A 20,726-nucleotide genomic window follows, 5' to 3' on the forward strand; every position below is an offset into this window, starting at 1 on the left:
ATGCCTCGCGACGCCTCTCCCCCGCCCGGGCTGGCCTACCAGAGCCTGTCCCTGGTGCCGAAGACCGACGTCACCCAGTCGGCGAAGGACTTCAAGTCCGACCAGGAGGTGCGCTGGTGCCCCGGCTGCGGGGACTACGCGATCCTCGCCGCGGTTCAGGGCTTCCTGCCCGAGCTCGGGCTGCGCAAGGAGAACATCGTCTTCATCTCGGGCATCGGGTGCTCGTCCCGGTTCCCGTACTACCTGAACACGTACGGCCTGCACTCGATCCACGGCCGGGCGCCGGCGATCGCGACCGGCCTGTGCACCACCCGCCCGGACCTGTCGGTCTGGGTTGTCACCGGCGACGGCGACGCGCTGAGCATCGGCGGCAACCACCTGATCCACGCGCTCCGCCGCAACATCAACCTGAAGATCCTGCTGTTCAACAACCGGATCTACGGTCTGACGAAGGGTCAGTACTCGCCGACCTCCGAGGTCGGCAAGATCACCAAGTCGACCCCGGTCGGCTCGCTGGACTACCCGTTCAACCCGGTCTCGCTGGCCCTGGGCGCCGAGGCCACGTTCGTGGCTCGCACGATCGACTCCGACCGTAAGCACCTGACCGCGGTGCTGCGGGCGGCGGCGGAGCACCAGGGCACCGCGCTGATCGAGATCTACCAGAACTGCAACATCTTCAACGACGGCGCATTCGAGCCGTTGAAGGATTCCGAGTCGGCCCAGAAGCACCTGATCCGCCTCGAGCACGGGCAGCCGATCCGCTTCGGCGCGGACAACGAGCGCGGGGTCGTGCGCGGCGCGAACGGCACGATCGAGGTCGTCGACATCACGCCGGAGAACGAGGCCGACGTGCTCACCCACGACGCCCACGCCACGGACCCGGGTTTGGCCTTCGCGCTGTCCCGACTGCCGGACCTGGCCCTGGACCGCACGCCTATCGGAGTCTTCCGCGACGTCGAGCGGCCCACGTACGACGCCATGATGAGCGCCCAGTTGCGCACCGCCGCGGCAAAGCCCGGCGATCTGCAGCGAATGCTGCGCGGCACGGACACCTGGACCATCACCGGCTGAGAACCACCACAACCCGGATCAACGGCGGGCCGCAGCGTTTGCTGCGGCCCGCCTCGGCGTTCTGCAGGGCCGGAACGGGCCTGCGCCGCATCGTCCGCTCGTTGGCAAACAGCTCTAAAGAGCCGGCAAAACGCTCATACGTCCGGACGATCGGCGCGCGTCGAAGGGACCGTTCTCACAGCGCTCCGGAACCTGGCTGCCAGCGCTCTCATCGAAGCCGTTGTACGTGCGTCGCGGACGCAACTTCGGACGACGAGACACGGAGCGTGGCATAGATGAACAAGACCGGTATCGGCTGGGCAGCCGGCGTCATCACGGGCGCCCTGGTCATCGGTGGGATCACGACCGCGGCCGTGAGCGTCAACCACTCGAAGCCGTCGGCCGGATCGGCTCGTGGCACGGTCTCCTCGGGTCAGGCCAACGTCTCCTACGACAACTCCGGCGCACTGAACGCGCTGAACGGCAGCCTGGGCACAACCCGCACCAACCTCGACGCCGCGGGCGCCGGCGCGCTGAGCACCATCAAGACCGCGCAGGGCAAGCTCAAGTCGGTCTCGGGTCCGGCCGCGGGGACGTTGTCGAACCCGAACCAGTCGCTGTCGGCCTCGCTGAACAGCGCGCTGTCCGAGGCCAACGCCGCGCTGAGCCTGGCGCAGGGCACCGTCGGCACCGTGCTCGGAACCGCGACCAACGCGACCGCGCTGCTCACCAACCCGGCCAACACCGTGACGGCCAAGCTGGCCGACGCCAAGTCGAAGGTCGACAGCGCGTTCGCCCTCGCGCAGAACGCCGTCTCGCTGGCCAAGGGCAAGACCGGCGGTGTCGCTGACACCGCGCTGGCCCAGTACTCCGCGGCCCTGAACACCGCCGAGGGCCTGTTCGACTCCGCGTTCGCCACCGCCGGCGGCGCCGCGAACAGCGCGTTCAGCCAGGCGAGCGGCGCGTTGAACACGGTCTCCGGGGTTGCCAAGCTCGGCACCTCCGGTGGCATCACCGGCACCGTCGGTGGCGTGACCGGCCAGCTCGGTGGCGTGACCGGGACCGTCGGCGGCGTGGCAGGCACCCTGCCGGGCGGCAGCGCGGTCAGCAGCACGCTGAACGGCGTGAGCAAGATCGCGGGCGACGCAACCAGTGGCAACGTCGGTGGCGTGGTCGGCGACGTCACCGGCACCGTCGGTGGCGTGGTGAACGGCTTGGCCGGCAAGGCCGGCCTGGGCGCCAACGGTCTCCCGCTGACCAACCCGACCAACGGCGTCGGCGGCCTGGTGAACGGCCTCCTCGGCGGCCTGACCGGTGGCAGCGCCTCGGTCAACGGCAACGCCAGCAGCAACGGGGCCAACGGCGTCATTTCGCTCGTGCCGTAGCTCTTGCCGGATCCCGTGCCGACGGGCGGGCAACGTTCGTCGGCACGCGGACGGTGGGGTGCGGTGAACCCGAGGAGGAGGCAGGATTTCCTGCCTCCTCCTCGCGTTCGGGCCACTGCGGCAAGTGCGGACCAGGTCCAGGTAATCCACAGCCGGATGGCTGTCCACAACTCGGTCGTATCGGGACGTACTTGCCAACTCCGCCTATACGCTGAATGAACCGTGCAGCTGCACGCGCCGACGAAACCGTCGGGTTCAGCCGGGGGTTGGGGACCGATGAGACGTGCCGGAAGCCGAACCGCGGCGGCCGTGGGGGCCGTGGCGCTCGGTCTGGCGTGCCTGACGGCGATCGGGGGCACGGCCGCCGCCGGAGCTGCGGTGAATCCCTTGCTCGGCCGCAATTCCGACCTGGTGTGGGCCCCGTGCCAGGACCTGGCGCTGGTCCAGGTCGGGGCCGAGTGCACGTTCCTGACCGTGCCGCTGGACTGGACCGACCCGAGCGGCCAGAAGATCCAGCTGGCGCTGTCCCGGGTGAAAGCGACCCACGACCGCCAGGGCGTGATGCTCGTCGACCCAGGTGGCCCTGGCGCCTCCGGGTTGGACATGCCCGCGTACCTGCCCGGAGCGGTCCCGAACGACGTGGGCCGCACCTACGACTGGATCGGCTTCGACCCGCGCGGCGTCGGGTCCAGCCGACCCGCGCTGACCTGCGAGGCCGATTACCTGAAGGGGCCGCGGCCGGCCTACAAGCCAGCCGATCGGAACTCGCAGGCGCCGAACGAGAAGGCCTGGATCGAGCGCACCGAGAAGTACACGAAGGACTGCACGACCCACAACGGCGCGCTGCTGGCCCACATGCACTCGACCGACACCATCCGCGACATGGACGCGATCCGCGACGCGCTGGGTGAGGCGCGGTTGAACTACTACGGCTTCTCCTACGGCACGTTCCTCGGCCAGGGCTACGCCACGATGTTCCCCGAGCACCTCGGCCGGATGGTCCTCGACGGCAACGTGCCGCCGACCTACCCCGGCTACGGCGACGGCGGCATGGCGCAGATGACCGCGTTCCAGTACGTGATCTCCAAGTTCTTCGGCTGGATCGCCGACAACGACTCCGTCTACCACCTCGGCTCGACCGCGGACGAGGTGACCGCGGCCTACGCCGAGTTGGAGAACTCCCTGACCGCCAAGCCCGTCGACGGGATCGGCCCGGCCGAGTTCGACGACGTGTTCCTGGTCGCCGGGTACGCCGAATCGCGCTGGCCCGGAATCGCGGCCGCGTGGGCCGACTGGGTCGCCGGGAAGACCGCGACGATCCGGTCGCAGTACCAGGGCGCCGACCATCCCGGGAACGACAACTCGTTCGCGGCCTTCAACGCCACCTACTGCACCGACGGCCCGTTCCCGACCGACTACGAGAAGGTCCGCTCCGACGGCTACGCGATCGCCGCGAAGGCCCCGCTGGCAGCGTGGGGCGGGTTCTGGTTCTCCGCGCCGTGCACCTGGTGGCCGGTGTCCGCGGCCACGCCGTTACACATCGACGGGCACAAACTGGCCCTGCTGGCCACGCCGATCCTGCTGATCAACGCCACCCACGACGGGGCGACCCCGTTCGCCGGCGCGCTGGCGGTCCGCAAGGAGTTCCCGACGTCGGCGTTGGTCGCCGAGGTCGACGGCACCACCCACGCCGGTTCGTTGCAGGGCAATTCCTGCGTCGACGACCGCATCTCCGCCTACCTCGCGACCGGCCAGTTGCCACCGCGCCAATCCGGGGACCGGGCCGACGTCGAATGCGCGCGGCGACCATGGCCACAGCCGCAACCGTCGCCGGACCGCAGCGCCCCTCGTCCGCCGCAACCTGAACCGCACAGTCCCGCCGACCGGAGGTAACAGATCTTGAGAACGCTGGCGGCATCCACGGCCGGAGCACTTGTCCTCGCGGCGGCGAGTTTCGCCGCGGTGGCTCCCGGGGCGCACGCGAGCGTCACCGACACCGCATCGACGTCGAAGATCGACTGGGGGCCCTGCACAACCGGCGGCCCGGCGGGGGCCGACTCGCAGTGCGGCTTCCTGTCCGTCCCGATGGATTGGAGCAACCCGGCGGGTAAGCAGATCCAGATCGCGGTGTCGCGGGAGAAGGCGACCGCCAAGCGGCGCGGCGTCATCCTGGCCAATCCCGGTGGCCCGGGCGGCTCCGGTCTGGCGCTGTCGTCACTGCGCGACACGATCTCCAACGGCGCCGGTAAGGGCTACGACTGGATCGGCTTCGACCCGCGGGGGGTCGGGCAGAGCAAGCCGGCCATCTCCTGCGACCCGAACTACGAGAAGGGCCCGCGCCCGGACTACACCCCGGAGTCGCACGGCTCGACGCTCAGCCACGACGAGGACGCCTGGCTGGCGCTGTCGAAGAAGTACGCCGGTGAGTGCGGACAGAAGTACGGCGACCTGCTGTCCCACATGAAGACCGAGGACACGGTCCGCGACATGGACGCGATCCGCTCGGCACTCGGCGAGAAGAAGATCAGCTACTACGGCTTCTCCTACGGCACCTACCTCGGCCAGGTCTACGCGACGCTGTTCCCCACCCACGTCGACCGCATGGTGCTCGACGGCAACGTCGACCCGAAGGGCGTCTGGTACGACGCGCAGTTGTCCCAGGACAAGGCGTTCGAGGGCGTCTCGCGGAAGTTCTTCAGCTGGGTCGCCGCGCACAACAACACCTACTACCTGGGCAGCACCGAGGCCGCGGTCCGCGGGAAGTACTACGCGGTGCTCAAGCAGTTGGCGGGCAAGCCGGTCAGCGGGATCGGGCCGAGTGAGTGGGTCGACACGTTCTCCCACACCATGTACGCGGAGTTCCTCTGGCCGGACGCCGCCGGGGCCTTCGCCTCCTGGGTGAACCGCCACGACATGAGCGAGGCGCAGGTCGCCTACCAGTCCGCGCAGGACCCGGACGACAACGGCTTCGCGGTCTACAACGCGGTCCAGTGCACCGACACTGCCTGGCCGTCCTCCTACGACAAGGTCTGGCGCCCCGACGGTTTCAAGACCGCCACGGAAGCGCCGTTCGAGACCTGGGCGAACGTCTGGTACAACACCGCCTGCCTTTTCTGGCCGGCCAAGGCAGGTACCCCGATCAAGGTCGACGGTGCCAAGGCTCCGCCGATGCTGCTGATCAACGCGACCCTCGACGGGGCCACCCCGTTCGCGGACGCGCTCGACGTGCGCAAGCTGTTCCCGTCCTCCCGGCTGGTGGCCGAGAAGGACGCGACCAGCCACGCCAACTCCCTGGGCGGCAACCCCTGCATCGAGGACCGGGTCGCCAAGTACCTGGCCAACGGCGAACTGCCGGCCCGCAAGAGCGGCGACGGCCCGGACGTGGTCTGCAACCGGGTCGCCGAGCCGACACCGGGCTTCGGCAGCTACGAGCCGAAGTCGGCGACCCCGGTCACGCCGTCCACGCCGGCGCCCAGCGGGCCCTCGACCGAGCTGCCGCCGAACTCGACCCCGCCGCAGGACCCGTCGCCGGCCGACCCACTGCTCGGCCTGGTCCCGACCGGCAAGGGCGGGGCCGGATAACGTCGAGGTGTGGGTGATTCCGCGTTCGACCGACTCGACCTCGAGGAACTGCGGAAACGCCGCAGCATGAAATGGCGGGCCTACCCGCCGGATGTGCTGCCCGCCTGGGTCGCCGAGATGGACTTCCCGGCCGCGCCCGCCGTCGCCGCGGCAGTGCACGACTCGTTGGCCCGCGGCGGCGACTTCGGGTACGCCGTCGACCTGGTGGTCCCGGAGTTGGCAGCCGCCTTCAGCGGGTTCGCCGCCCGGCGCTGGGGTTGGGTCCTCGACCCCGACCGGGTGCTGATGCTGCGCGACGTGATGCGCGGGGTCGAGCTGTGGATCGAGGGCTTCACCGCGCCGGGCGACGGCGTGGTGGTGACCTCGCCGGTGTACTACCCGTTCCTCGACGCGGTGCGGAGCCGCGACCGACGCCTGGTCGAGGTGCCCATGCTGCGGGGCACCGCCCGCTGGGAGCTCGACCTCGACGGCCTCGACGCGGCCTTCGCGGCGGGCAACCGGCTGCTGCTGCTGTGCAACCCGCACAACCCCGTCGGCCGGGTCTACACCGAGTCGGAACTGCGTGCCCTGGCGGAACTGACGGAGCGTCACGACGTGCGAGTGGTCGCCGACGAGATCCACGCCCCGCTGGTGCTGCCCCCGGCCCGGCACATCCCGTTCGCCTCGCTCGGGCCGCAGATCGAGGCTCGCACGTTGAGCCTGCACTCGGCGACCAAGGCCTGGAACCTGGCCGGGTTGCACGCCGCGGTCGCGGTGGCGGGAAACTCCGCCGACGACGCGTGGCTGCGCGGCCAGTCCTACCGGCACCGCGGTGCCGCGGGAATCCTCGGCATCGAGACCTCGGTCGCGGCATTCAACGACGGCGACGGGTGGCTCGACGATCTGCTCGAGCACCTGGTGCTCACCCGCGACCATCTCGGCGCCGAACTCGCCGCACATCTGCCGGCGGTGTCCTGGTTCCCCCCGGAGGGCACCTACCTGGCCTGGCTGGACTGCCGGGCGCTGGGCCTGGAGCCGTCGCCGCACGACGTCTTCCTGACCCGAGGGAGGGTCGCGGTCAACGACGGGGCCGGCTTCGGGCGCACTGGCGCCGGCTTCGTCCGCCTGAACTTCGGGACGTCCCGGGCCCTGGTCTCCGAGGCCGTGGCGCGGATGGCCGCAAGCCTCCCGAACTGACGCCCCGGCCGCGGCTCAGTTGCTGCGGTCGACGACGACGTCGCAGAGGAACTCGAGCAGGGCGCGGGCGGGCATGTCAGGCAGGGCGACCAGGACTCGGCGGGCGTCGTCGGCCGCGGCGCGGACGTCGGCGCGGGCCGACTCCATGGCCGGGTGGGCGCGCAGCAGCTCCAGGGCCTCGGGGTGCCTCGTGTCGTCGTCGAGGTCGCCGCGCAGCAGCTCGTGCAACCGCTGGTCGGCCGGGTCCTTGGACTCCAGCGCGTGCAGCACCGGCAGGGTCGGGACGCCTTCGCGCAGGTCGGTGCCCGGCGTCTTGCCGGACTCCTCGGAGGTGCTGGCGACATCCAACAGGTCGTCGGAGAGCTGGAAGGCGATGCCGATGCGCTCACCGAAGCGGCTGAGCTGCTCGACCACCTGCTCGTCGGCGCCGGAGAGCATCCCGCCGAAGCGGGCGCAGGTGGCGATCAGCGAGCCGGTCTTGTCGGCAACCACGGACAGGTAGTGCGCCAGCGGGTCGTCCTGCTCACCCGGTCCGACCGTCTCCTTGATCTGGCCGGTGCACAGTCGCTCGAACGTCCGGGCCTGGATGCGGACGCACTCCGGGCCGAGGTCGGCCAGCAGGTCCGAGGCGCGGGCGAACAGGAAGTCGCCGGTGAGGATCGCGATCGTGTTGCCCCACCGCGAGTTGGCGCTGACGGCGCCGCGGCGCATCGTCGCCTCGTCCATAACGTCGTCGTGGTACAGCGTCCCGAGGTGCGTCATCTCGCAGACCACCGCCGCCGGGATCACCCCGGCGGCCTGCGGGTTCGGGCCGAACTGCGCGGCCAGCAGCACCAGCATCGGTCGGAAGCGCTTTCCGCCGGCATCGACCAGGTGCCGCGAGGTCTCGGTGACGAACGGGTACTCCGACTTCAACGAGTCGCGCAGCAGGACCTCGACGGCGTCGAGACCGGCCCGCAGTTCCTCGGTCAACCGGGAATCGAGCAGGCCCGGCCCGGGGTCGAAGCCCAGACTGCTCATGAGTGCCCCCCAGGGCGATCAGCGAACCAGGTAAGCGGCGTTGTTGGCCAGGTCGAGCACCGGTTGCGGGGCGAGACCAAGGACAACGGTAACCGCAACGCCCAGGGCCACCGAAATGGTGGTCAAGGCGCTGGGGACGACCACGCGCGGCCCGTCGGCCACGGGCGCCGAGAAGAACATGAGGACGATCACCCGGGCGTAGAAGAAGGCCGCGATCGCGCTCGAGATGACGCCGACGACGACCAACGGGGTGGCCCCGGCCGAAATGGCCGCGGAGAACACCGCGAACTTGCCGGCGAACCCGGAGGTGAGCGGGATCCCGGCGAAGGCGAGCAGCAGCAGCGCGAACGCCCCGGCCACCACCGGCGAGCGCCGACCCAGGCCGGCCCACTGCGACAGGTGGGTGGCCTCCTGCCCGCCGTCGCGGACGAGTGAGACGATCGCGAAGGCCGCCAGCGTCGAGAAGCCGTACGTGACCAGGTAGAACATCGTGGCCGACAGGCCCCTCTGGTTCGTCGCCGCGACGCCCACCAGGATGAACCCGGCGTGGGCGATCGACGAGTACGCCAGCATGCGCTTGACGTCGGTCTGCACGATCGCGACCAGCGACCCGAACAGCATCGTCGCGATCGCGACGGCCCAGATCATCGGGTGCCAGTCCCACTTCTCGCCGCCGAGGCCCACGTAGTAGACCCGGATCAGCGCGCCGAACGCGGCGACCTTGGTGGCCGCGGCCATGAACGCGGTGACCGGCGTCGGGGCGCCCTGGTAGACGTCCGGGGTCCAGGCGTGGAACGGGACCGCGCCGACCTTGAACAGCAGGCCGACACCGACCAGCGCCATCCCGATCAGCAGCAGCGCGTCATTGTTCGACGAGCCGGAGACAGCCGCGGCGATCTTCGACAGGTCGACGCTGCCCGCGTAGCCGTAGAGCATCGCGATGCCGTAGAGGAAGAATGCCGAGGAGAACGCGCCCAGCAGGAAGTACTTCATCGAGGCTTCCTGCGACAGCAGGCGCCGCCGCCGGGCCAGGCCGCACATCACGTACAGCGGCAGCGACAGGACCTCCAGCGCGACGAACATCAGCAGCAGGTCGTTGGCCGCCGGGAACACCAGCATGCCGCCGATCGCGAACAGCGTCAGCGGGAAGATCTCGGTCTGCGTCCAGCCGGTCGCGTCAGCCGTGCGTTCGGCCGACGAGCCGGGCACGGTGGCGGCCTGGGTGGCGAACGCGCCACCGGGCTCGAGCTTGCGCTCGGCCAGCAGCAGGACCGCCATGACGCCGAGCAGCAGGATCGAGCCCTGCAGGAACAACGTCATGCCGTCGATGGCCAGCGCACCCTCGGCCGCAGTCATCGTCCGGTCGTGCAGCATGCAGACGAGCACGAACGCGGCGAGCAGACCGCCGAGGGAGAGCACTGTCTGCATGAGCAGTCGGCTGGTCCGCGGGACGAACGCCTCGACGAGCACACCCACGGTCGCGACCCCGAACACCACGAGGATCGGCGAGATCTCGTAGTACTCGATGTGCGGCGCCGGGATCCGGATGCCGGGATTCTGGGCGAAGACCGCCGCCAAGGTTCTCAACGGGACACTCCTGCGGCAGCAGCGGCGGCCGGATGCACCGGCGTGGGATCGGTCTTCTGCAATGTGCTCAAGGTCGCCTCGACGCTGGGGTTGATGTAGTCCAGCAGCGGCTTCGGGAAGAAGCCCAGGGCGATGATCACGGCCATCACCGGCGCGACGACCAGGATCTCACGCAGCGTCAGATCGGGGGTGTTCTCGGTCTCCGGGGTGAGCTCTCCGGTCATCGTGCGTTGGTAGTAGATCAACACGTAGAGCGCGGCGAGCAGAACACCGGCGACGGCGACCAGGCCTGCCACCTTGTACTGGGTGAACGTCCCGACCAGCACCAGGAACTCGCTGATGAACGTCGACATCCCCGGCAGCGACAGGTTGGCCAGGCCGGCGAACATCAGCGAACCGGCCAGCACCGGGGCAACCTTCTGCACGCCACCGTAGGCCGAGATCAGCCGGGAACCGCGACGGGACATCATGAACGAGGCAGCGAAGAAGATGCCCGCGGTCGCGAACGCGTGGTTGACCATGTACAGCGTCGCGCCGGAGTGGCCCTGCGAGGTCATCACGAAGATGCCCAGCACGATGAAGCCGAAGTGCGACACCGACATGTAGGCGATCAGCCGCTTCATGTCGGCCTGGCCGATCGCCAGCAGCGCGCCGTAGATGATGCTGATGACCGAGAGCACCACGATCGTCGGCGCGAACCAGCGCGAGGCCTCCGGGAACAGCGGCAGGCACAGGTGCAGCATCCCGAACACCCCGACCTTGTCGAGGATTCCGGACAGCAGTACCGCGTTGCTGGGCGTCGCCTCGGCCGCGGCGTCCGGCAGCCAGGTGTGGAACGGCCACAGCGGAGCCTTGATCGCGAAGGCGACGAACAGCGCCAGGAACATCCATCGAGCGGTGTGGACCCCGAAGTGGAAGCCGACCAGGTTCGGCAACAGGTAGGCCTGGTCGCCACCGGGGCCGGCGAAGTAGATCCAGATGACGCCCACCAGCATCAGCAGGCCGCCGAGCAGGTTGTAGAGCAGGAACTTCACCGCGGCGTACTGCCGTTGCGGGCCGCCGTAGCGCCCGATCAGGAAGTACATCGGGATCAGCATCGCCTCGAACAGGACGTAGAACAGGAACACGTCCAGCGCGGCGAACTGCAGGATCGCCATCGACTCCAGGACCAGGAGCATCGCGACGAACGTGCCGGTCGAGCCGCCGCCACGTTCGGGCTGGGCATTCTCACCGCTGTCGAGTTCGGACCAGGCGCCGAGCAGCACGATCGGCATCAGCGCCGCGGTGAGCAGCACCATGACCATGCCGATGCCGTCGACGCCGAGTGCGTAGCTCACGCCGAACTGTCGGATCCACTGGTGGTTCTCGATCAGTTGGTAGCGCGGGCCGTTCTCGTGGAACATCACCGCCGCGCGGATCGCGAACGCCAGCGTGACCAGCGAGGTCGCCAGACCGATGCGCTTGGCGGTCTCCCGATCGCGGCGCGGGGTGACCGCGGCCGCGATCGCGCCGACCAACGGCAGCGCCGCGGTGACGGTCAGGATGGGGAAGTCGGACACGTCGGGTCTCCCTACAGCCTGACCAGAAGAACAGCGATTATGAGAGCGGCCGCGCCGCCGAACATCGTGAGCGCGTAGGAGCGGACGAAGCCGGCCTGCAGCCTGCGGACCCGGCCGGCCGAGCCGCCGAGCACCGCCGCGAGCCCGTTGACGATGCCGTCGAGGCCGCGGTTCTCGGCCCACACCAGGAACCGCGTGGTCCACTGACCGGGGCGCATGAACAGGACCTCGTTGATCGCGTCCTGGTACATGTCGCGGCGGACCGCGGAAACGACCAGACCACCGGCCGGGGCCGTGCGGGCCACCGGCCGCTGCAGGTACATCACGAACGCGATGGCCAGACCGACGGCGACGGCGGCGAGGGTGACCGCGAGGCTCACGCCGACCGGCATGAATTCCTTCTTCTCCTCGTGCCCGACCACCGGCTCGAGCCACTTCACGATGCCGTTGTTGATCAGCAGCACGCCGCCGAGGCCGGCTCCCGCGGCCAGGACCGTGATCGGGGCGGTCATCACCAACGGCGACTCGTGCGGGTGCACGTCCTCGTCCCAGCGCTTCTGGCCGAAGAACGTCATGAACATGACCCGGCTCATGTAGAACGCCGTGATGCCCGCGCCGAGCAGCGCGCACAGGCCGAGGACGACGTTCTGGTTGAACGCCGCCTCGACGATCTTGTCCTTGGACCAGAACCCCGCGAACGGCGGGACGCCGATGATCGCCAGATAACCCATGCCGAAACAGGCGTAGGTGATCGGCATGTACTTCGACAGTGCGCCGTAGCGGCGCATGTCGGTGTTGTCGTGCATGCCGTGCATGACCGACCCGGCCGAGAGGAACAGCCCGGCCTTGAAGAAGCCGTGGGTCAGCAGGTGGAAGATCGCGAAGGCGTAGCCGGCCGGGCCGAGTCCCGCGGCCAGGATCATGTAGCCGATCTGACTCATCGTCGAGGCGGCCAGCGCCTTCTTGATGTCGTCCTTCGCGGTGCCGATCAGCGCGCCGAGCAGCAGCGTGATCGCGCCGACTATCGCGACGACCAACCGGGCGTCGTAGGACAAGTTGTAGATCGGCGCCGAGCGGACGATGAGGTAGACGCCGGCGGTGACCATCGTCGCCGCGTGGATCAGCGCGGACACCGGGGTGGGACCGGCCATGGCGTCCAGCAGCCAGGCCTGCAACGGGAACTGCGCCGATTTGCCGACCGCGCCGAGCAACAGCATCAGGCCGAGCGCGGCCAGTACGCCCTTGCCGGAGTTCGACACCTGGCCGAACACCTCGGTGAAGCCGAACGACCCGTAGTTGTCGAACATCAGGAACATCGCCACGAGCAGGCCGATGTCACCGACCCGGTTCATGATGAACGCCTTCGTGGCGGCGGTCGCGTACTCCGGCACGTGCTGCCAGAAGCCGATGAGCAGGTACGAGGCCAGGCCCACGCCCTCCCAGCCGACGAACAGCAGCAGGTACGAGTTCGCCAGGACCAGCAGCAGCATCGCCGCGACGAACAGGTTCAGGTAGCCGAAGAACCGCCGGCGCCGCGGGTCGTGGGCCATGTACCCGACGGAGTAGATGTGGATCAGCGAGCCCACGAAGGTGATCAGCAGGACGAAGCAGATCGACAACTGGTCGACCTGGAAGCCGACCTCCACATGCATCTTGCCGGTGGACAGCCAGTCGTAGAGGTGCTGCTGGATCAGGCGCGAGTGGGTCTCCCGGTCGCGCATCTTGAGGAACTCACCGATCGCGATCAGGCACGGGGCGATGACGGCGGCGCAACCGAGCAGGTGACCCCACTTGTCGGTGCGCTTGCCGCAGCACAGCAGGATCGCGGCGCTGAACAACGGGATCGCGATCATCAACCAGGTGGCCGAGAAGATCCCGGACGCCTCGATCACGGACTGTCGGCCCTGCTGGGCACTCGCCGACACCATCGAAACAGACATCATTGGCGGGCCCTCAGTACTTGAGCAGGTTGGCGTCGTCGATGGATGCCGAGCGTCTGGTCCGGAAGATCGTGACGATGATCGCCAGACCGACGACGACCTCCGCCGCGGCGACGACCATCACGAAGAACGCGATGATCTGGCCGTCGAGGTTCCCGTACTTCCGGGAGAAGGTCACGAACGCGAGGTTGGTGGCGTTGAGCATGAGCTCGACGCACATGAACACGATGATCGCGTTGCGGCGGATCAGGACCCCGGCCGCGCCGATGGTGAACAACAGCGCTGACAGGTACAGGTAGTTCGCGGGGTTCACGCGTCGGCTCCGTTCGCGCCCTTGCCCGCGGCAGCCGGCGCCGGCTGGATCTCCGTCGGCGAGGTACGCAGGCCCAGCTCCGCGGACTCGATGGTCCGGATATTGCCGCGCGCCCGCAGCGTGGCCGAGATCGACAGCTCCGACGGCGTTCCGTCCGGTAGCAGCGCCGGGGTGTCGACGGCGTTGTGCCGGGCGTAGACACCGGGCGGCGGCATCGGGGTGACGATGCCTCCGGCCTTGAAGCGCAGGATCGACAGCTCCTGCTGGGTGCGCCGCTTGCCGATCCGTTCCCGGTGGGTGAGCACCATCGCGCCGAGCGCGGCGGTGATCAGCAGACCGCCGGTCATCTCGAACGCGAAGACGTAGCGGGTGAACAGCAGCGCCGCGATGCCCTGCACGTTCCCGCCCGCGTTCGCCGCGCCGAGCCCGGTGAAGCCCTTGACCGCGGCGTTCCCGAAGCCGGCCAGCACCAGGATCCCGAAGCCGACCCCGGCCGCCACCGCCGCGAACCGCTGTCCGCGCAGGGTCTCCACCAGCGAGTCGGCGGAGTCGACGCCGACGACCATGAGCACGAACAGGAACAGCATCATGATCGCACCGGTGTAGACGACCACCTGCACGACAGCCAGGAACGGCGCGGACTGCACTGCGAAGAACATCGCCAGGCAGAGCATGACCGTCGCCAGCAGCAGCGCCGAGTGCACGGCCTTCTTGACGCCGACCATGCCCAGGGCCGCGAGGACCGAGATCGGGGCGAGGATCCAGAACAGGACCGCCTCACCGATCGGGGTGTGACTCATCGACCCTCCTCCGTGCCACGAAGCAGAATCGGGTCGGCCTCGGTGACCTTGCCGAGGTAGTAGTCGGTCTCGTTCATCCCCGGGTACATCGGGTGTGGAGCCTCAACCATGCCGGGCATCAGCGGAGCCAGCAGCTCCTCCTTGGTGTAGATCAACGCAGCCCGGTTGTTGTCGGCCAGCTCGAACTCGTGGGTCATCGTCAACGCCCGGGTCGGGCAGGCCTCGATGCACAACCCGCAGAAGATGCAGCGCAGATAGTTGATCTGGTACACGCGGCCGTACCGCTCCCCCGGGGAGAAGCGCTCGTTGTCGGCGTCCTCGTTGTTCGCGCCCTCGACGTAGATGGCGTCAGCCGGGCAGGCCCACGCGCACAGCTCGCAGCCGATGCACTTCTCCAACCCGTCCGGGTGTCGGTTGAGCTGGTGGCGGCCGTGGAAGCGCTCCGCGATCGGCGGGCCGCCCTCCTTGCCCTTCACCTCTTCCGGGTAGTACTCGGTGTTGGGCTTCTTGAACATGGTCGAGAAAGTGACCCAGAAGCCCATCAGCGCATCGGTGGTCCTAGGCATCGTCTGCCTCCGAGGTGAGCGTCAGCGCGGTGCCTTCGAGCAGCGTGGAGCCGTACGAGATGCGCGCCGCGACCTGGCCGGGCAGTGGTGGCACCGGGTAACCGCCCGCGAACGGGTCGAACGCCGTTTCCACCTCCGGCAGCGCAGGCTGACGGCGAGTCAGTTCCCACAGCCAGGTGAGGACCAGCGCCACCACGATCACGCCGGCGGCCACGAAGACCACGTTGCGGACCTGGTAGCCCTCGTTGCGCACGCCCTGGATGGTGGCGACCAGCAGGATCCAGCCGATCGATGCCGGGATCAGCACCTTCCAGCCGAAGTGCATGAACTGGTCGTAACGAAGCCGGGGCAGCGTCCCGCGCAGCCAGATGAAGAAGAAGACCAGGCACAGCAGCTTGCCGAGGAACCACAGCAACGGCCAGTAGCCGGTGTTCGCCCCGGCCCAGATCGGGCCGCCCAGCGGCCACGGCGCCATCCAGCCACCCAGGAACATCGTGATCGCCAGCGCCGAGACCGTGGTCAACGAGATGTACTCGCCGAGGAAGAACAGCGCGAACTTGATCGAGGAGTACTCGGTGTGGAAGCCACCGACCAACTCGCCCTCGGCCTCGGGAAGGTCGAACGGCGGACGGTTGGTCTCCCCGACCATCGAGATCACGTAGACGAGGAAGGAGGGCAGCAGCGCGATGCCGAACCAGAGGTTCTTCTGCGCGGCGACGATCTCCGAGGTCGACATCGAGCCGGAGTACAGGAACACCGCGACGAACGACATCGACATCGCGAGCTCGTAGGAGATCATCTGGGCCGTCGAGCGCAGGCCGCCGAGCAACGGGTAGGTCGAGCCGGACGACCAACCGGCGAGCACGATCCCGTAGATCGCGGACGACGCCGCGGCCAGCACGAACAGCACCGCTACCGGTGAGTCGGTCAGCTGCAGCACGGTTCGGTGGCCGAACATGGTGACCTCGGGCCCCAGCGGGATCACCGAGAAGGCAAGAAAAGCACCGGTCGCGGAGATTATCGGCGCCGCCACGAACACGACCTTGTCGGCCGCCTTCGGGACGATGTCTTCCTTCAACATCAGCTTGATGCCGTCGGCCAGCGACTGCAGCGATCCCTGCCAGCCGACCCGGTTCGGGCCGACGCGCATGTTCATCCAGGACACCGCGCGGCGCTCGAACACGATGTTGAACAGGGTGATCACCATGAGGAACGCGAAGACCGCGACCACCTTGATGAGCATGATCCACCACACGTCGTGGCCGAACTTCGCGAGGTGCGAACCATCCGCACCGCCGTGGTCGGTCGGCAACAACGTCAGCTGACGGACCGTCAGGTCAGCCGCGATCACGCAACACCTCCGGAGGAGATCTGCACCACGTCGCCGGCCACGGCGGCCAGGTCGCGGAGCACTGCACTGCCCGGAGACTTGCTCGGCAGCCAGACGACGCGGTCGGGCATCTCGGTGATCACGACCGGGAGCCGGACGGTTCCGCGATCGGTGGCCACGACGAGCAGCGAGCGGTCGGTCACGCCGATCTCGTCGGCAGTGGCCGCGGAGACGCGGGCGACCGGCTTGCGGGCGGTACGGGCCAGGTGCGGCTCGCCGTCCTGCATACGTCCCAGGTCGAGCAGCATCCGCCAGGTGGCCAGTACCGCCTCGCCGGGACCGGGGCGTGCCGCCGGCCCCGGGCGCACGGCGGGTGCCGCCGCGTGCAGGCCGTCCCAGAGTCCGAGCGCGTGCAGTTCGGCAATGGCCGAGTCCGCGCCGCGCAGGCCCAGCGAGCGGCCCATCTCGTCGGCGATCGCCTGCAGCACGCGCAGGTCGGTCATCAACGGGGCCTCGGCCATCGCACGACCGAAGGGCCGCAGCCGGCCCTCCCAGTTCAGGAACGTGCCTTCCTTCTGCGCCACGTGCGGGATCGGGAACACCACGTCGGCGCGCTCGGTGACCTCGCTGGCCCGCAGTTCGAGGCTGACGACGAACTCGGCTGCGTCCAGCGCGCGCAGCGCGGCCGCCGGGTCCGGCAGGTCGTCGGTGTCGATCCCGCCGACCACGAGCGCCTTGAGCTCGCCCCGGGCCGCGGCGGCGAGGATCGCCGAGGTGTCGCGGCCGGGAACCGCCGGCAGGTCGGGCAGGTGCCAGGCGTCGCTGATCTCCTTGCGGGCCGACGGGTCGCTCACCGGACGACCACCGGGCAGCAGGTTCGGGGCCGCGCCGGCTTCCAACGCGCCGCGCTCACCGGCACGCCGCGGGATCCAGGCGATGGCCGCACCGGTGGCCTGGACCAGCCGGGAGACCGCCGACAACGCACCGGGGATCGAGGCCAGCCGCTCGCCGACCGCGATGATCGCGCCCGGCTTGCGCAGCTCCTCGACGACACCCCACTCGCCGTTGGCGATGCGGTCCAGGACCACTGCCTCGTCGCCGGGCACGGTCGGCAACAGCGTGCCGCCGCACTTGTGCAGCCCATCGGTGACGAACGGCGCCAGCGACCAGACCGGCTGCCGCCGCTTGAGGAAAGCCTTGCGCAGCCGCAGGAACACACCCGCGGCCTCCTCCTCGGCCTCCAGGCCGACGAGCAGGACCGCGGCTGCGGACTCGAGCCCCTGGTGGGTCACGGTGCCCGGGGTGCCGGCGAAGATGCCGCGGCTGACCACATGCGCGGAGAGGAACTCCAGCTCCTCGTCCGAGTGCGGCCGCGCGCGGAAGTCGATGTCGTTGGTGTCCAGCGCGACCCGGGCGAACTTCGCGTAGGCGTAGCTGTCCTCGAGCGTGGTGCGCCCGCCGACCAGCACACCGACCCGGCCGCGTTCGGCCTCGAGCTTCTCGGCCACCACGGCCAGGGCCTCGGGCCAGGACGCCGAGACCAGGTTGCCGGACTCGTCGCGGATCAGCGGGGTGGTGATGACGTCGGCGCGGGTCGCGTAGGCGAACGCGAACCGCCCCTTGTCGCAGTTCCACTCCTCGTTGACCTCGTGGTCCTCCCCGGCCAGTCGCCGCATGACCTTGCCGCGGCGGTGGTCGGTGCGCAGCGAACACCCGCCGGAGCAGTGCTCGCAGACGCTCGGGCTGGAGATCAGGTCGAACGGCCGCGAGCGGAATCGGTAGGCGGCCGAGGTGAGTGCGCCGACCGGACAGATCTGGATCGTGTTGCCGGAGAAGTAGGACTCGAACGGCTGGCTCTCGTAGATCGCGACCTGCTGCAGCGCGCCGCGTTCGAACATCTCGATGAACGGGTCGCCCGCAATCTGCTGGGAGAACCGGGTGCAGCGGGCGCACAGCACGCAGCGCTCGCGGTCCAGCAGCACCTGCGCGGAGATCGCGACCGGCTTGTCGAAGGTGCGCTTCTTCTCCTCGAACCGCGAGTCCGCGCGACCGTTGGACAGTGCCTGGTTCTGCAGCGGGCACTCGCCGCCCTTGTCGCAGACCGGGCAGTCCAGCGGATGGTTGATCAGCAGCAGTTCCATCACGCCCTGCTGGGCCTTGTCGGCCACCGGCGAGGAGTTCTGCGTCTTCACGACCATGCCCTCGGCGACCGCCGAGGTGCACGACGCGAACGGTTTGCGCTGGCCCTCGACCTCGACCAGGCACTGGCGGCAGGCGCCGACCGGGTCCAGCAGAGGGTGATCGCAGAACCGGGGGATCTGGACGCCGACCTCCTCGGCGGCCCGGATGATCAGCGTGCCCTTCGGCACCGCCACCGGGATCCCGTCGATTGTCAGGTTGACCAAGTCGGTCGCCTGCCGTGGCTCTACTGCCGTCATACGAGTGCTCCAGCGAACAGATCGGAGGCCTTCGGGTCGAACGGGCAGCCGCCCTGCGTGAGATGGGCCAGATACTCCTCGCGGAAGTACTCCACCGACGAGGTGATCGGGCTCGTCGCGCCGTCGCCCAGCGCGCAGAACGAGCGGCCCAGGATGTTGTCGGACAGGTCGAGCAAGGTGTCGATCTCGTGCGGCTCGCCCTGGCCCTTCTCCAGCCTGCGCAGCAGTTGGACCAACCAGTAGGTGCCCTCGCGGCACGGGGTGCACTTGCCGCAGGACTCGTGGGCGTAGAACTCGGTCCACCGCAGCACGGCACGGACCACGCAGGTGGTCTCGTCGAAGCACTGCAGCGCCTTGGTGCCCAGCATCGAACCGGCCGCGCCGACACTCTCGTAGTCCAGCGGAACGTCCAGGTGCGCGTCGGTGAGGATCGGGGTCGACGAGCCCCCCGGCGTCCAGAACTTCAGCTGGTGGCCCGGGCGCATGCCGCCGGACAGGTCGAGCAACTGACGCAGCGTCAACCCGAGGGGGCCCTCGAACTGACCGGGGTTGGCGACGTGCCCGGACAGCGAGTAGAGCGTGTAGCCCTTGGACTTCTCCGTGCCCATCGAGGAGAACCACTCGGCGCCGCCGGCCACGATCGAGGGGACCGAGGCGATCGACTCGACGTTGTTGATGACCGTCGGGCAGCCGTAGAGGCCGGCCACGGCCGGGAACGGCGGCCGCAATCGGGGCTGACCGCGCCGACCCTCCAAGGAGTCCAGCAACGCTGTCTCCTCGCCGCAGATGTAGGCGCCGGCGCCCGCGTGGACCACGATCTCGAGGTCGTAGTTGGTGCCGAAGATGTTGTGCCCGGCGTAACCGCGCGCGTAGGCCTCCGCAACCGCCTGCTGCATCCGGCGGATGACGTGCAGGACCTCGCCGCGCACGTAGATGAAGGCGTGGCTGGCGCGGATCGCGTAGGCCGCGATGATCACGCCCTCCACCAGCACGTGCGGGTTGGCCATCATCAACGGGATGTCCTTGCACGTGCCCGGCTCGGACTCGTCGGCGTTGACAACTAAGTAATGAGGCTTCACAGTGCCGTCTTTTTCGGGCCCTTGCGGGATGAAGCTCCACTTCATCCCGGTCGGGAAGCCGGCGCCACCACGACCACGCAGCCCGGAGTCCTTGACCAGCGAGATCAGGTCGTCGGGGTTCTGGTTCAACGCGCTGCGCGCGGCGCGGTAGCCGCCGTGGCTCTCGTAGTTGTCGATCTTCCAGGAACCCGGCTCGTCCCAGTGCGCCGACAGAACGGGAGTCAGCATCAGATCCTCCCGTCCGGCATGGCCGGCGCGGCCTCGCCCCGCTGCTTCGCGTACCTCAGCCCCAGCAACGACTCCGGACCCGCCGCGGGCCCCTCGTCGGCGCGGCCGTCGTAGAACCCGGCGAGCACTCGGGAGGCTTCCTTCCACGTGCACACCGGACCGGCGCCGCGGGTCGGCGCGGGCGGGTTGCCCGCGCGGAGGCCGTCGACGAGTTCCTTGGCCGAGGACGGCGTCTGGTTGTCGAAGAACTCCCAGTTGACCGTCATCACCGGCGCGTAGTCGCAGGCGGCGTTGCACTCGATGTGCTCGAGGGTGACCTTGCCGTCCGGGGTGGTCTCGTCGTTGCCGACGCCGAGGTGCGCCTTGAGCTCGGCGAAGATCGTGTCGCCGCCCAGCACCGCGCAGAGCGTGTTCGTGCAGACCCCGACGTGGTAGTCGCCGATCGGGCGACGCTTGTACATCGTGTAGAAGGTCGCGACCGCGCCGACCTCGGCGACCGTGATCCCGAGTTCCTCGGCGCAGATCGCGACGCCCTCGGGGCTGACGTAACCCTCGATCGACTGGCACAGGTGCAACATCGGCAGCAGGGCCGAGCGCGACTGCGGGTAGCGGGCGACGATCTTCCGCATGTCGTAGCGGACGTTCTCGTCCAGAACACTCATCGGTCGACCTC

General features: G+C 69.0%; 16 protein-coding genes. 5 read left to right on the forward strand and 11 right to left on the reverse strand.

Annotated features, from left to right (window positions below):
• The 5 genes from VHU88_19115 to VHU88_19135 all read left to right on the forward strand — a co-directional run bounded on the left by VHU88_19115 (window position 1) and on the right by VHU88_19135 (window position 7,193).
• Window positions 1-1,071, forward strand: coding sequence for a 2-oxoacid:ferredoxin oxidoreductase subunit beta (locus VHU88_19115; GenBank protein ID HEX3613806.1), 1,071 nt, complete (start codon window positions 1-3; stop codon window positions 1,069-1,071).
• Between the two features lie 275 nt (window positions 1,072-1,346).
• Complete coding sequence (locus VHU88_19120) at window positions 1,347-2,435, forward strand: hypothetical protein (GenBank protein ID HEX3613807.1); 1,089 nt, start codon at window positions 1,347-1,349, stop codon at window positions 2,433-2,435.
• Between the two features lie 276 nt (window positions 2,436-2,711).
• On the forward strand, window positions 2,712-4,328 hold the full coding sequence (locus VHU88_19125; protein HEX3613808.1) for an alpha/beta hydrolase: 1,617 nt from the start codon (window positions 2,712-2,714) through the stop codon (window positions 4,326-4,328).
• Between the two features lie 6 nt (window positions 4,329-4,334).
• On the forward strand, window positions 4,335-6,017 hold the full coding sequence (locus VHU88_19130; GenBank protein ID HEX3613809.1) for an alpha/beta hydrolase: 1,683 nt from the start codon (window positions 4,335-4,337) through the stop codon (window positions 6,015-6,017).
• Between the two features lie 9 nt (window positions 6,018-6,026).
• On the forward strand, window positions 6,027-7,193 hold the full coding sequence (locus tag VHU88_19135) for a PatB family C-S lyase (protein ID HEX3613810.1): 1,167 nt from the start codon (window positions 6,027-6,029) through the stop codon (window positions 7,191-7,193).
• Window positions 7,194-7,208: 15 nt separating this feature from the next.
• Here VHU88_19135 and VHU88_19140 read toward each other — a convergent pair whose 3' ends face one another.
• From VHU88_19140 to nuoE, 11 genes are read right to left on the reverse strand one after another with little or no spacing between them, the layout of a single operon-like run.
• Window positions 7,209-8,213 carry a polyprenyl synthetase family protein gene (locus tag VHU88_19140; GenBank protein ID HEX3613811.1) on the reverse strand — a complete coding sequence of 335 codons (1,005 nt, stop codon included), beginning with the start codon at window positions 8,211-8,213 and terminating at the stop codon, window positions 7,209-7,211.
• A gap of 18 nt (window positions 8,214-8,231) precedes the next feature.
• Window positions 8,232-9,800: an NADH-quinone oxidoreductase subunit NuoN gene (gene nuoN / locus VHU88_19145; protein HEX3613812.1), complete on the reverse strand. Its 1,569-nt coding sequence runs from the start codon at window positions 9,798-9,800 to the stop codon at window positions 8,232-8,234.
• A complete protein-coding gene (locus VHU88_19150; GenBank protein ID HEX3613813.1) occupies window positions 9,797-11,359 on the reverse strand; it encodes an NADH-quinone oxidoreductase subunit M in 1,563 nt (520 codons plus the stop codon). Before VHU88_19150 ends, nuoN begins: the two co-directional genes overlap by 4 nt.
• An 11-nt stretch (window positions 11,360-11,370) precedes the next feature.
• Window positions 11,371-13,287 carry an NADH-quinone oxidoreductase subunit L gene (nuoL, locus tag VHU88_19155; protein HEX3613814.1) on the reverse strand — a complete coding sequence of 639 codons (1,917 nt, stop codon included), beginning with the start codon at window positions 13,285-13,287 and terminating at the stop codon, window positions 11,371-11,373.
• 25 nt (window positions 13,288-13,312) lie between these two features.
• Window positions 13,313-13,612: an NADH-quinone oxidoreductase subunit NuoK gene (gene nuoK / locus VHU88_19160; protein ID HEX3613815.1), complete on the reverse strand. Its 300-nt coding sequence runs from the start codon at window positions 13,610-13,612 to the stop codon at window positions 13,313-13,315.
• Window positions 13,609-14,412, reverse strand: a complete 804-nt coding sequence (locus tag VHU88_19165; GenBank protein ID HEX3613816.1) for an NADH-quinone oxidoreductase subunit J — start codon at window positions 14,410-14,412, stop codon at window positions 13,609-13,611. Before VHU88_19165 ends, nuoK begins: the two co-directional genes overlap by 4 nt.
• On the reverse strand, window positions 14,409-14,978 hold the full coding sequence (gene nuoI, locus VHU88_19170; GenBank protein ID HEX3613817.1) for an NADH-quinone oxidoreductase subunit NuoI: 570 nt from the start codon (window positions 14,976-14,978) through the stop codon (window positions 14,409-14,411). Before nuoI ends, VHU88_19165 begins: the two co-directional genes overlap by 4 nt.
• Window positions 14,971-16,329, reverse strand: coding sequence for an NADH-quinone oxidoreductase subunit NuoH (nuoH, locus tag VHU88_19175; GenBank protein HEX3613818.1), 1,359 nt, complete (start codon window positions 16,327-16,329; stop codon window positions 14,971-14,973). The genes nuoI and nuoH overlap by 8 nt, the downstream gene beginning before the upstream one ends.
• A complete protein-coding gene (locus tag VHU88_19180; GenBank protein HEX3613819.1) occupies window positions 16,326-18,746 on the reverse strand; it encodes an NADH-quinone oxidoreductase subunit G in 2,421 nt (806 codons plus the stop codon). The genes nuoH and VHU88_19180 overlap by 4 nt, the downstream gene beginning before the upstream one ends.
• Window positions 18,743-20,053, reverse strand: coding sequence for an NADH-quinone oxidoreductase subunit NuoF (gene nuoF / locus VHU88_19185; protein HEX3613820.1), 1,311 nt, complete (start codon window positions 20,051-20,053; stop codon window positions 18,743-18,745). Before nuoF ends, VHU88_19180 begins: the two co-directional genes overlap by 4 nt.
• On the reverse strand, window positions 20,053-20,715 hold the full coding sequence (nuoE, locus tag VHU88_19190) for an NADH-quinone oxidoreductase subunit NuoE (protein HEX3613821.1): 663 nt from the start codon (window positions 20,713-20,715) through the stop codon (window positions 20,053-20,055). Before nuoE ends, nuoF begins: the two co-directional genes overlap by 1 nt.
• Window positions 20,716-20,726 lie beyond the last annotated feature (11 nt).

Source organism: Sporichthyaceae bacterium (genome assembly GCA_036269075.1).
GTDB lineage: Bacteria > Actinomycetota > Actinomycetes > Sporichthyales > Sporichthyaceae > DASQPJ01.